General features: G+C 72.3%; 11 protein-coding genes. 8 read left to right on the forward strand and 3 right to left on the reverse strand.

Annotated features, from left to right (window positions below; genetic code table 11):
- The first annotated feature begins 431 nt into the window (after positions 1-431).
- Positions 432-1,487: an AI-2E family transporter gene (locus ACIQ7M_RS24580; protein ID WP_403647977.1), complete on the forward strand. Its 1,056-nt coding sequence runs from the start codon at positions 432-434 to the stop codon at positions 1,485-1,487.
- 78 nt (positions 1,488-1,565) lie between these two features.
- Here the strand turns inward: ACIQ7M_RS24580 and ACIQ7M_RS24585 are convergent, their stop codons facing one another.
- Positions 1,566-2,012: an SRPBCC family protein gene (locus ACIQ7M_RS24585; RefSeq protein WP_389845526.1), complete on the reverse strand. Its 447-nt coding sequence runs from the start codon at positions 2,010-2,012 to the stop codon at positions 1,566-1,568.
- 110 nt (positions 2,013-2,122) lie between these two features.
- The gene (locus ACIQ7M_RS24590; RefSeq protein WP_403647982.1) at positions 2,123-2,695 is read right to left on the reverse strand and encodes a hypothetical protein; all 573 of its coding nucleotides are present in this window, start codon (positions 2,693-2,695) and stop codon (positions 2,123-2,125) included.
- 96 nt (positions 2,696-2,791) lie between these two features.
- On the opposite strand from ACIQ7M_RS24590, the gene ACIQ7M_RS24595 reads away from it, so the two are divergent.
- The 4 genes from ACIQ7M_RS24595 (at position 2,792) to ACIQ7M_RS24610 (ending at position 4,991) form a co-directional block, all read left to right on the forward strand.
- Positions 2,792-3,301, forward strand: coding sequence for a molybdenum cofactor biosysynthesis protein (locus ACIQ7M_RS24595; RefSeq protein WP_403647985.1), 510 nt, complete (start codon positions 2,792-2,794; stop codon positions 3,299-3,301).
- Positions 3,302-3,538: 237 nt separating this feature from the next.
- Complete coding sequence (locus ACIQ7M_RS24600; protein WP_403647988.1) at positions 3,539-3,901, forward strand: ArsR/SmtB family transcription factor; 363 nt, start codon at positions 3,539-3,541, stop codon at positions 3,899-3,901.
- On the forward strand, positions 3,898-4,440 hold the full coding sequence (locus ACIQ7M_RS24605; RefSeq protein ID WP_403647991.1) for an SRPBCC family protein: 543 nt from the start codon (positions 3,898-3,900) through the stop codon (positions 4,438-4,440). The genes ACIQ7M_RS24600 and ACIQ7M_RS24605 overlap by 4 nt, the downstream gene beginning before the upstream one ends.
- Complete coding sequence (locus ACIQ7M_RS24610) at positions 4,437-4,991, forward strand: TIGR03086 family metal-binding protein (protein ID WP_386987612.1); 555 nt, start codon at positions 4,437-4,439, stop codon at positions 4,989-4,991. The genes ACIQ7M_RS24605 and ACIQ7M_RS24610 overlap by 4 nt, the downstream gene beginning before the upstream one ends.
- Before the next feature lie 29 nt (positions 4,992-5,020).
- Here the strand turns inward: ACIQ7M_RS24610 and ACIQ7M_RS24615 are convergent, their stop codons facing one another.
- Entirely contained in the window at positions 5,021-7,243 is a 2,223-nt protein-coding gene (locus ACIQ7M_RS24615; RefSeq protein ID WP_403647994.1) for an FUSC family protein, read from the reverse strand.
- 466 nt (positions 7,244-7,709) lie between these two features.
- Here ACIQ7M_RS24615 and ACIQ7M_RS24620 point away from each other — a divergent pair, with 466 nt between their 5' ends.
- The 3 genes from ACIQ7M_RS24620 (at position 7,710) to ACIQ7M_RS24630 (ending at position 12,209) form a co-directional block, all read left to right on the forward strand.
- The gene (locus ACIQ7M_RS24620; RefSeq protein WP_403647997.1) at positions 7,710-9,779 is read left to right on the forward strand and encodes a serine/threonine protein kinase; all 2,070 of its coding nucleotides are present in this window, start codon (positions 7,710-7,712) and stop codon (positions 9,777-9,779) included.
- Positions 9,780-9,866: 87 nt separating this feature from the next.
- Positions 9,867-10,949 (forward strand): MerR family transcriptional regulator, encoded by a 1,083-nt coding sequence (locus ACIQ7M_RS24625; RefSeq protein WP_403648000.1) that lies wholly within the window; start codon positions 9,867-9,869, stop codon positions 10,947-10,949.
- A gap of 375 nt (positions 10,950-11,324) precedes the next feature.
- The gene (locus ACIQ7M_RS24630; RefSeq protein ID WP_403648003.1) at positions 11,325-12,209 is read left to right on the forward strand and encodes a lamin tail domain-containing protein; all 885 of its coding nucleotides are present in this window, start codon (positions 11,325-11,327) and stop codon (positions 12,207-12,209) included.
- Positions 12,210-12,240 lie beyond the last annotated feature (31 nt).

The following is a 12,240-nucleotide window of genomic DNA, read 5'->3' on the forward strand; positions in this document are numbered from 1 at the left end:
ACCCAATATAGGGGCGAATGCCTTAAATGACATTAAAGGGGTGATGCGTCGGTGGGAGGTCCCCGGACCGGAGACGGCGACGGCCGAGGACCGTGTCTCCCGGGTTGCGGGGTGCGATGCGCGACACCACGCTGGCCAGGACGCCCGCGTGATCGACGGCCCGGGGTCGCCCGCGTCCCGAGGCCGTGCGGCGGTCTCCGGCCGGGCGCGCGGGGCGGCGGGCACGACGACGGGAGGACGGTGGCACACAGGTGAACGCCGGATCGCGCCGTCCCGACCGGCGGCCGGGCGAGCCCGGCACGGGTCGTGGCGAGGGCCGCCCGCGTCACGTCGTCGGGAACCGTTCCTCCCGCGGCGTCCGGACGGTCACGCGGGCCCGTACGGCCGCCGCGGACGGGCCGCACGGCACCGGAGACCCCCCGGGTGCCCCGGTGCATCGCGGGCTGTGGGTGGCCGCGGCCTACGCGTGGCGGCTGATCGTCGTCGGCGTGGTCGGCTACACGGTCTTCGCCCTCCTGGGCAAGCTGCAACTGGTCGCCGTGGCCCTGTTCCTCGCGCTCGTCGTGACGGCCGTCCTGCGTCCCCTCGCCGATCTGCTGGCGCGGCGCCTGCCGAGGACCCTGGCGGTGATCATCAGCATCCTGGGAAGCATCGTGCTGGTGCTCGGTGTCATGGCGCTGGTCGGCGGTGTCGTGGCGAGCGAGTCCGGGGACCTGGGACACGAGTTCGCCGGGGGACTGGGCCGGATCGAACGATGGCTGGAGGGCTCACCCTTCCATCTGAGTCACGCGGTGCTGTCGAACCTTCAGGGCAAGGTGGCCACGTTCGTCTCCGAGCACCGGTCCGTGGTGATCAGCAGCGCCCTCAGCGGCGCCGGCCGCGCGGTGGAGTTCGTCACCGGCCTGGTGCTGGGGCTGTTCTGCTCGCTCTTCTTCATCCGTTCCGGGGACAGGTACTGGCGCTGGTTCCAGGAGCTGATGCCGGAGAGTGTGCGGGACCCGTGGGACCGCGGCGGCCGGGCGGCCTGGCGGACGTTCGCCGGCTACACACGCGGCATCATCATCGTGGCGGCCACGAACGCCGTACTCGTCGGCATCGCCCTCACCCTCCTGGGCGTCCCGCTGGCGCTGCCGCTCACGCTGCTGGAGTTCTTCGCCGCGTTCATCCCCCTGGTGGGCTCACCCGTCGCGCTGGGCGTGGCGACGGTCGTCGCGTTGGCCACCAAGGGGCCGGTCGTCGCGATCATCGTGCTCGCCCTGATCGTCGTCATCGGCCAGATCGAGGGGCACGTCCTGCACCCGCTGGTCATGAGCTGGGCGGTCCGGCTGCACCCCGTGGTCGTGGCCGTCTCCGTCATCGCGGGGAGCATCCTGGCCGGTGTGACCGGGGCCGTCGTGGCGGTACCGATGGTGTCGGTCGCCTGGTCCGTGATCACCGAACTACGGGCGCGCCCCGAGCCGGAACCCCCGGGGCGCGCACCGCGTTGACATCGTGACGCGCCCGGAGCGCGCGCGGGGGTGACGCCGGATCCGCCGGGCGCCGGAGGCTCCCCGGATCCGCCGGGGTCAGGAGGCCTCGACGGCCGCCTTGATCCGCCGGCCGAAGGCGTCCGCGTCCTTGCGGGCCGCGCTCAGCGCGAAGCCCACCAGGAGCTTGCCGATGCCGTGCCCCTCCAGGACGTTGAAGATCCGCACCCGGGTGGTCCCGGCGCCGGTGGACTCGAAGTCGTAGCCGCCCTCCGACGCCATGACGGTGTTCTTCGAGATCTCCGCCCAGCGGATCCGGCGGGACGGCTCGAACTCCGTGATACGGAACTCCCGGCCCGTCTTCATACCCGCGTCCTTGACCGTGCTGGTGAAGACGGTGCCGACGGCCGTCGGGCCCTCCGGAGTCTTCGTGATCGTCTGCACCCTCGGGCTGAACTCCGGGTCGTTCGTGCCGGCGGCGAGGTAGGCGAAGACCTCCTCGATGGGCCGGTTGATCTCGGTTGTCGCCTCGAACTGACCGGACAAGGTTCCTCCTGTGCTGCGATCACGGACCGCCCGCTGAGGGCGCGCGAAGGTTTGCCGCGCCCGGTCAGCCTAGGCGCCGGAAGCCGAGCAGGCGCGTCGCGTGGGAATCTTCAGCGGTCGAAGACGTCGGTCAGGCGCACGGTGTAGCCGTCCTCCTCCATGAGGACGACGGTGACGCCGAAGGGGTTGGGATGGTCCAGCTCCATCGGGGTGAACGCGTACTCCACGGCCGCCTTGACCGGGGGCGGCAGTTCGCCGTCCGGTCGCGGCGCGGGGGCCTGGACCCAGTCGAGGGCGGTCGCGTCCTTCTCCGCGGTACCGGCGGACGAGGACTCCTCCGTGTAGGGGAACTGGTGCAGCACATGCCCGTCCGGGGTGGCGCGGACCATGTTCAGGCACGGGGAGGGGCCGACGACGGGCAGCTCACAGGCCGCGGCGACCTCCTGGGTCTCCCAGGCCAGGACGACCTCGTCCGCTCCGGCCGCCGCCGCGATGTTCGACAGCGCCGCGATGCCGGTGAGCGCGTCGGCGCCGGGCTCGGTCGGCCGCACCCAGACCAGTCCGACCAGCTCGCCCCGCACGAGCGGCATGATCACCGGCCGGGGCACCGCACCCTCGCGCACTCCCTTGACGTAGGTGCCTTTCATCGAGCTGACCAGCGTGTCCCACGTTCGCGTGTCCACGGAAGCCCCTTTGCCGCTGTCGTCTTCGATCACCGCCGACCCTGTCACGCGGGCTGTCCCCGTGTCAGGCGGACGTCGTCCCCTACGCTCGATGAGATGGGGCGCGTGGAAATCCTTCAGCTGCTGGTCTCGCCCGTGCACCGGTTCGAGGGCCGCCCGGGCGACGGAGTGCCCCCGCTGCCCGACGCGGACCTGGTGACGACCGCCCAGGTGCGCGCCGGACTCGGGATCGTCGGCGACCGCTACTTCAACCGTCCGGCCCATCGGAACGCGTCGATCACCCTCATGGCCGCCGAACGCTTCCCGCCGGGACGGGCCACGGCGGCGGACCTCCGGCTGACCCGGCGCAACGTCCTGCTCCGAGGGGTGGACGTCGACTCCCTGGTCGGCGCGACGATCTCCCTGGACTGCGGCACCGGGCCCGTGGTCCTCGCCGTAGGCAGGGCCGCCAGACCCTGCGCCTGGATGGACACCACGCTCGGCCCCGGCGCGCGACGGGCGCTGCGCGACGGCGGCGGGATCCGCTGCCGCCCGCTGACCGACGGCACGCTCGCGGTCGGGCCCGCCGAGTTCGCGGTCCTGGAGCCGTCGCCCGCGAAGGACTGACACCCTGGTGAGGTGCGATCGGTGGCGGTCGCGAGGAGCGGACCGGCACCCCTTGCCCGGCACGGCGTCCGCGTTGCCCGGCACGGCGTACGCGTTGCTCGATACGACGTACGCGTTGCTCGGTGCGGCGTGCTCGGCGCGCCGCACTCGGCACGCCGTAATCAACCAGTTGGTTGACTAAGCCGTCGGCCCGTCGTACGGTTATTCAACCGACTGGTTGATTACGTGAGGTGAACGGTGCCCGACGACCGGCTGTCCCGGGTGTTCTCGGCCCTGGCCGACCCGACGCGGCGCGACATCGTGGCCAGGCTGGCCACGGCGGACGCCACGGTCAACGAACTGGCCGAGCCCTACGACGTGACGGTGCAGGCCGTGTCCAAGCACATCAGGGTGCTGGAGGACGCCGGTCTGGTCAGCCGCAGCAGGGACGCCCAGCGTCGGCCCTGCCATCTCGAGGGCGAGGTCCTCGACCTGATGACGCGATGGATCGAACGCTACCGCCGCGAGGCGGAGGACCGTTTCCGCCGGCTCGACGCCGTCCTCGGACAGATGGCGGACCAGGCGGGCGAAGACACCTCGGGGAAGAAGGCGGCATCGTGAGCACCACGCACCGCGGCGACCGGCGCGAGACCCGGATCGAGGCCGACCCGGCGCTGCCCACCATCCTCATCACCCGCGAGTTCGACGCGCCTCCGGAGCGTGTGTTCAGGGCGTACACGGACCCCGATCTCGTCGTGCGGTGGCTCGGCCCGCGCCGGATGACCATGCGCATCGACGTGTACGAGGCGCGCACCGGCGGCTCGTACCGCTATGCGCACCGCGAGGACGACGGCACGGAGTACGGCTTCCGCGGGGTGTTCCACGAGGTGCGCCGCGACGAGCGCATCGTGCAGACCTTCGCCTACGACGGCTTCCCGGACGGCGTCAGCCTGGAGACCACCCTCTTCGAGGACCTCGGCGGCCGGACCCGGGTCACCACCACCTCACTCATGGCGTCCGTCGACGCCCGCGACGCGATGATCAGAAGCGGCATGCGGCGCGGTGTGACCGAGGGCCATGAGCGCCTCGACGAACTGCTCGGCGGCGGCCCGAGCGAAGACCCCGGATCACGAACCGAGACGGAAGGCCTCAGATCATGACAAGCGCAGCCGACGAGTACCGCACCATCGCCGGGGACTTCACGGAACGGGTGCGCGGAGTGCGTCCCGAGGCCTGGGACCACCCCGCGCCGGTCGAGGGGTGGGTCGCCCGCGACGTGGTGCGCCACCTGGTCGAGTGGTTCCCCGACTTCCTGAAGTCGGGCGCCGGGGTCGAACTGCCGAAGGGGCCCTCCGTGGACGACGACCCGGTGAAGGCCTGGACGGTGCACAGCGACGGGGTGCAGGCACTGCTCGACGACCCGGCGACGGCGCACAAGACCCTCTCGAACCCGCACATCGGGGAGGTCCCGCTGGACCAGGCGGTCGACCGCTTCTACACCGCCGACGTCTTCATGCACACCTGGGACCTGGCACGGGCCAGCGGCCAGGACGAACGCCTCGACCCCGCCAGGTGCGCCCGGTTGCTCGACGGCATGCTGCCGCTGGACGACGTGCTGCGACAGAGCGGGCAGTACGGGCCGCGGGTGGAGGTCCCGGAGAGCGCCGACGTGCAGACGCGCCTGCTCGCCTTCATCGGACGCACCCCCTGACAAACCCTCCTCCCGGCGGACCGGTTCCGTCACCCTCCCTCGCCTGCCGTGGCATCGCGTCCGCCGGCCGATGGTGATCCGTCGCCCCGGGTCGCGGGCGACGGCCCGTCCGGACCGCTCCCGCCGATCGCCGTCAGCTCCGCCGCGAGGGTCCGCAGCCAGGTGTCGACATCGACCAGCTCGGGCAGTACGGCAGCCGGGGCGGCGACGACGACCTCGTGCGGGAGGGGTACCGGTGCCGCCCGGACCCCGTCGGGCGGGAAGGCCGCGGCGCTGTCCATCGCCGCGGCCAGTCGCCCCGCCGACTCGTTCGCCCACCGGACCGCCTCGGGCGGCGCCGGACCGTACGCCAGCCGGGGCAGCCAATGCGATCCGACCACCGCGTGGGAGACGCAGTTGAGCGCCAGATGCCAGTCCGGTCCGCTGTCGGCGGCCCCTCTGTCGCCCTCCGTCCGGTACTGCGCGTAGGCGCCCTCGGCGATCCGGAGCCGGTGCCGGGTCAGCTGCAGAGCCTCCTCGGCGGCGCGTCGCCGAGGAGGCGAATCACCGGACGCCCCGGATGGGCCGGACGCCCCGGACGCGTGGACCACGGCGGACACGGTGTCCCGCACCAAGGGCCCCGCGCAACGCAGCACGTCCGCCACACCGCGCCGCACCTCGGCGTGGGCTCCGGCGGGCCAGGCGAGCACGCCGCACAGCAGCCCGATCGTGCAGCCCGCCAGGACGTCGAGCAGCCGTGTCTCCGCCAGCCGCCAGTCGGCCGTGGCGAGCTGGCTGAAGACAGCGGACACGACCAGGGTGAACAGACCCTGCGCCCAGGCCGGTCCCGCGATCGGTCCCACCGCGAACGCCACGAACATGGCCGGCACCAGCACGGCGGCGTACACCTCGACATGCCCGCCGGCCTCGTAGATCAGCACACCGGCGACCAGCGCGCCCACGAGCGTGCCGACCGCCGCCGAGCGCACCGTGGACCAGGTCGCTCCCGCGGTCGTGCGCCCGAGCGTCAGCACGGCCAGCAGCACCCAGAAGCCGTGCGAAAGGTCCAGCGCCCCGGCCACGGCCCGGGCCGCGCCGAGGCCGAGAGCGGTGCGTACGGCGTTCTGGAACAGGACGGAACGCAGCGTGAGGTTGCCGGTCAGACGCAGTACCAGGAGTCGCGTCGTGGAGGGCTTCGCGTACCAGAACTGTTCGGGCGGCAGTCCCGCCGAGTCGCGGCGCCCGCCGATCGCCACGGCCACCGCTGCCTGCGCGGTCAGGGCGGAGTCCGCCGCGACCAGCAGGCCGGAGCGGAATTCCAGCAGCCGCTGCGGGGCTTTGGCGTCCGCGCCGAGCCCGGTACCGGACGGTTGCCCGCGGACGGCGACGAAGTCGGCGACCATCTCCTCCAGGGACTCGGGCGCCGGCACGGCGCGTGCGCCCCGCAGAGCGCCCGCCGTCGCGGCGCAGCCGTCCGCGACACCGCGCAGCAACTCCTCGGAGGGCGGATCGGCGGCTGTCGCGGAGTCCGGCCGCTCGGCCATCCGGGCGAGCTGGTTCAGGACCCGCCGTGTCGCGGATCCGGCCTGCGCGAGTCCGCGGTCGGTGCGGCCCGCCCCCGTCGGACGCGAGGCCGGCGGCGCCTGTGACAGACGCAGCCCCAGCCCTTCCTCGCGCAGGCGCCGGGCCCGCTCGGGAGCGTGCCGGTGACCCCGGGCGAACGCGAGTGCCGAACCGGCCGCGAGATCCAGGGCATCGGCGATCCGCGCGCGGTACGGCTGAACGGACGGGGCGGGCAGGAGCAGCAGTTCGCACAGGACCAGCAGGGCGACACCGGCCAGCAGGCCGCAGAGGCGCTGGGGCAGGGTGTCCGGCTCGTACGGCGGAAAGCACGCCAGTACGTAGAAGAGCAGCAGTCCCGGGACGACACCCGCGGCGGCGGGTCCGTACGCCGAGACGAAGGAGATGGCGAAGCCGATCACCAGCATCCCCGCGACGGCGGACGCGGTCGTCACGGCGAGAGCGGTGCCGAGGGCCGTCAGAGCGACGGCCGCCGGCAGTGCGAACAGGATGGTCCGGGCCCGGTCCCGGCCGCCGCCCGGGATCGGGGAGAGGACGCCGAGCGCGATCGGCGTGAAGAGGGCGTAGACGGCGACGACCGGTTGGTCGAGTACGTAGAGGGCCGAGTAGAAGCCCGCGGCGGTCGCGACCGTGACTCGCGCGGACTGCCGCGCGGCCCGTACACGACCGGGGGAGAGGGGCCACTTCGGCATCGACGTTCCTTCCCCGGCGCCTCCCCGGGGCCGTCCCCGCCGTACGCCCATTGTCGACCGGGACGGGATCGGGGGCACGTCCGGGCCACGCCTCCACTCCGCCGTGTGCCCGGCTCCGTCCGGCCGGACGGGTCCACCGTTCCGCCGGCTCGTTGCGGAGACCGGCGCATCCACAACAGGGCGTCCTGGTAAGCGAGTTGAACGGATCGGGGCCGGAAAGCGGCCTGTTGGGGGCCGCGCCCGTGACACGGTCCGCAAGCGTCTCGTCACCCGGCACATGACAGCCTGCCGTCTGATCAGGGGTTTCTCTACCCAGGATGCGGGGGAGCGCATAACATCCGGACGGGAAGTCACCCGGAAGGCATGTCGGGGCAATCCGCCGGGACCCGGGACCGCCCCCGACCATCCGTCACCACTTCGCCTCCTCACCTGCTCAACCGTTCAGTCCCGCACGAAGGAACCATCAGTGAGCGAATCCGGATCCTCCGGGAGAGTCCAGCCGGCCCAGGCCGGCGATCCCTCCCGAATAGGTCCGTACCGGATCGTCGGTCGTCTCGGTGCCGGAGGCATGGGTACCGTCCATGCCGGAGTGGCCTCCGACGGAACGCGCGTGGCGGTGAAGGTGATTCACCCCTCGCAGGCCCAAGACCCGCATTTCAGGGCCCGTTTCAGGCGCGAAGTGGAGATGTCCTCCCGTGTCACCGGTCCGTACCTGGTCCCGCTGCTCTCCGCCGACGCGAACGCCGGCACCCCGTGGCTCGCCACCGAATACGTCGCCGGGCCGACACTGAACCAGCAGGTGTTCGCCCGAGGGCGGGTCACCGGACCCAGTCTGTACGCCTTCGCGGCCGCCACCGCCCAGGCGTTGGCCGCCGTCCACGCGGCCGGTGTGGTGCACCGCGACGTGAAACCGCAGAACGTCATCCTCACGCCCTCAGGACCCCGTGTCCTGGACTTCGGCATCGCGCACGCCGACGACGACACCCGGGCCACCCGTCCGGGAGCCACGACCGGCACCCCGGGCTGGATCAGCCCCGAGCAGTACCGGACGGGAGACGCGGGGCCCGAGAGCGACGTGTTCGCCTGGGGCGCGCTCGTGGCGTACGCGGCCACCGGCAGGTCCCCCTTCGGGACGGGCGCGTCCGACGCGGTCGCGTTCCGCGTGACGTCGGGCGAACCCGACCTGGACGGCGTCCCCCTGCCCCTGCGCGAGATCGTGCGAGGGGCGCTGGCCAAGGAGCCGGGGGACCGTCCCCAGGCCGCCGACGCCGCCGAGGAGTGCTTCGAGCTCCTGGCCGCGCAGCTCATCCAGGCGATGCGCGCCGACACGTTGTTCACGCGGGCGGAGGACATGATCACCGCGGTCTGGGACATGCCGCCCGTGGACGATCCCGCGTGGCCGCGGCCCGCGAGGCGGGGGCGGAAGCCGTGGGCGGGCATGCTCGTCGTCGCGGCGGCGGTCATCGGGGGTGTCGCGGGCGGAGTGGTGGCCCTCATGCCCGGCAAGCCGGAGGGCGACCGTCACGGAACCTCGAACACCGCCTCCGTTCCCGCCTCCTCCCGTCCCGTCGTCTCCACCCCCGCCTCCTCCGCCCCCGTTTCCTCTCCGACCGCGATCCCGCAGCCGTCCGGAACGGTCCTGAGCACGGACGCGAGGACGAAGGCGAGTACGGCCGAACAACGTGAGCAGTCCACGGGCGGCCGCCCGGCGAGTGCGCAGAGCTGGGCCGAAGCGCGGTCGGCGCGCGGTGAGGGCGAGCACGACGTGGCCCGTGCCGTCCTGCGCGACCAGGGAGTTCTCGTCCAGCGACTCGGCGACGCCATCGACCTGGCCCCGAGAACCGTGAGGTTCCACGCCTCGCGCGGGGAGGTCTACCTCTCGTACCGGCTCACCTCCGACGAACCGGGAACGATGTACGCGGAGACGGAGGTCGCCGGTCTGATGTGCCGGACGCTGCGGGACGTCGTCCTGGGGCTGCACCCCGATCTGCCGTACCACGCCTTCGTCATGGTGAAGGAGGCGCCGGGCCGCGACCCGCTGGTGACCTGGGACGACGACTTCCTCGCCGACGCGCGGTGCACGTCGGCCGACGACGACGATCTGAGCCCCGCCGGCGTCGGGCCGGACTGGGAGCCGGACGAACAGGGCCTCGGCCAGGCCATGATTCCCAGCACCGACAGCGCCGAGATCAGCGTCGCTGAGCGCGCCACCCGGAGGATCATCGAGCGGACCAACGTGATGCGGACGGCGCTCGGCACGGATCGCGCGCTCGGCAACGAGGACCTCAAGATGGGCTTCGACCCGGGACGCTCGGCCCTGTACGTGTGGTCGGACTACGGGTCGTGGAACCAGCGGCAGGCCGCGACCTGGGCCGACATGGCGGCGGGCGAGGCGTGCCGGGCTCTGGTGCGACAGCGGGACAGCGCGGGTGGCGCGTGGTCGTACTCCCGTTACGCCGTGGCGGAGCGGGAGGGCTCCGGCCATCTGATGATGCGTTGGGGCACGGCGGGAAACCTGGCCGACTGTCCGGCCTGACGCGAGCCGGGGTCGAGTCGCCCGAGCGGGACCGGGGTTGACCCTCGACCTGGTCGAGGGCGCAGGGTTCCGGGTGTGGAGAGCGAGATGCGCAGCATTGGCGAGATGGCCCGGGACAGTGGACTGAGTGTCAGCGCCCTGCGGTTCTACGACCGTGGCGGTGTGCTGGTCCCCGCCTGGGTGGACCCGGTGAGCGGCTACCGCTGGTACGGCCCGGAGCAGCTGGAGGAGGCACGGCTGCTGGCCCGGCTGCGCCGGGCCGCCATGCCGCTCGCGGACATCCGTCTGGTGCTCGCGGGCTGGTCCGGCGCGGACACCGATCTGGTGCGCACGCTCCTTCAGGCACATCTGCGCCGCCTGGAGGCGGGGCTGTCCGATGCCCGCGACGAGTTCTCCACGCTCCGAGCACTACTCGACAGCAGGGAGAAACCCATGACATCGCCCCGTACCGCCGTCGTCCGTCTGTCCGTCCCCGCGCCGGAACTCGCCGACGCGCTCGACGCGGTCCGCTTCGCCGCCGGCCGGGACCCGGAACTGCCCATGCTCGCCGGTGTCCTGTTCGACATCGAGGGCGAGACGCTCGACGTCGTGGCGACGGACCGCTACCGGATGGCCGTCGCGCGGGCGGCCACCGGCGGGCACGCCGACACGCGCGTGCAGGTCGTCGTTCCGAGCCCGCTGGTGGACGCGATGCGGGCCCTGTTGAGCGGTGAGGAGCCGGTGCGGCTCGCCGTCGACGGTGACCGCGTGACGCTGGAGAGCGGAGACGGACAGGCGACCGGCCGCTGCCTCGACCACGAATTCCCCGACTATCGCCGTCTCGTCCAGGCGCCGGACGGCCGCAGGGTCCTGGTCGACGCCGGGTCCTTCCGGGAAGCGGTCGAGACCGGTCCGGTCGTCGCGAGTGACGTCAGCGGGCCGGGCGATACGGCCGCCGACCTCACCCTGCTGAAGGTGGCGGGCGACGGAACGGTGGCCATCGGCGACGACCGGTGGAGCGACCAGAACCAGATCGCCGTCAACCGTGAGTACCTGCTGCACGCGCTCGCCGCCGGTGCCCGCGACGAGCTGACCCTGGAGATCGGTGCCCCCACCGCGCCCATCGCGATCCGACGGCCCGACGACGAGCACACGTTCTCCATGCTGATGCCGGTCCGCCTGGAGGACTGAGCGGACGGTCCGTCACCGGTCTTTGCCCGGCTCGGACCGGAAGGGTGTTACTCACTTTCGGGTGACGTGCGGGTGACGTGTGCTGACGCTCGACATGACCCGATACGCCCTAGATGTTGCGTGCGTAAGGGAGTTGAGGATTACGGCCCATCATTTTTCAGCTTTCCGTAGTTAAAGGCCATATACAGACGCCTGTAACTGATATGTCCGCAATTGGTAACAGGCGTCGGGTGTCGTCCGTCATGGGCGGGGATGTGCAGCAAGTTATGAGTCCTCGGCCACCGGGCCGGGACTCGCACAGGGTCGCACCGTGCGGGTTCCCCGAGAGGGGCGCCCGCACGGGGTGTGCCGGCTCTCGAACCTTGAGGAGCATTCATGTCCGTTTCCACGTCTGTCACTGCTCGGCGCGTGGCGGCCGCGGCCATCGCGGCCGGCGCTCTGGTCGGCTCGGCTTCCGTGTCCGCCTCGGCGGCCGCCCTGCCGCACGCCGACCGCACGCACGTCGCCATCAGCAGGGTCCAGAGCGACGCGCCGGGCTTTGACGACCGCTCCGCTCGTTCTCTGAACGCGGAGTGGGTGGAAATCACCAACGCGGGTCGCCACGGGGTGAACCTGAACGGCTGGACGCTGTCGGACCGCGAAGGCAACCGCTACACGTTCCACCACTACACCCTGGGCGGCCGTGCCACCGTCCGGATCCACACCGGCTACGGCCGCGACACCAGCCGTGACGTCTTCCAGGACCGCCGCAACGAGGTCTGGGACAACCGCTCCGACACGGCCACGCTGCGCACCGAGCGCGGCCGCTTCGTCGACAGTGTCTCCTGGAGCCGGCACTACGACCGTGACGACCGCCACGGGCACTGGGACGACCGTGGTCACGGCCGCCACGACCACCGGGGTCACGGGGACGACCGCGGCCACGGCCGTGACGACCACCGGGGTCACGGCGACCACCGCGGTCACGGCGACGACCGCGGTCACGGCCGCGACGACCACCGCGGTCACGGCGACGACCGCGGTCACGGCCGCGACGACCACCGCGGCCACGGTGACCACCGCGGCCCCGTCCTGGGCCAGCAGGGTCCGCGCCAGGGTCAGGGCCAGCAGGGCCAGGGCCAGGGCCAGGGTCAGCAGGGACCGCGTCAGGGCCAGGGTCAGCAGGGTCAGCAGGGCCAGCAGGGTCAGGGCCAGGGCCAGCAGGGTCAGCAGGGCCAGGGTCACCAGGGTCCCCGTCAGGGCCAGGGCCAGGGTCACTGAACCGCGGCCCCTCGCTCACCCGCCCGGGGTG

It is taken from the genome of Streptomyces sp. NPDC096324 (assembly GCF_044763015.1).
Lineage (GTDB): Bacteria > Actinomycetota > Actinomycetes > Streptomycetales > Streptomycetaceae > Streptomyces.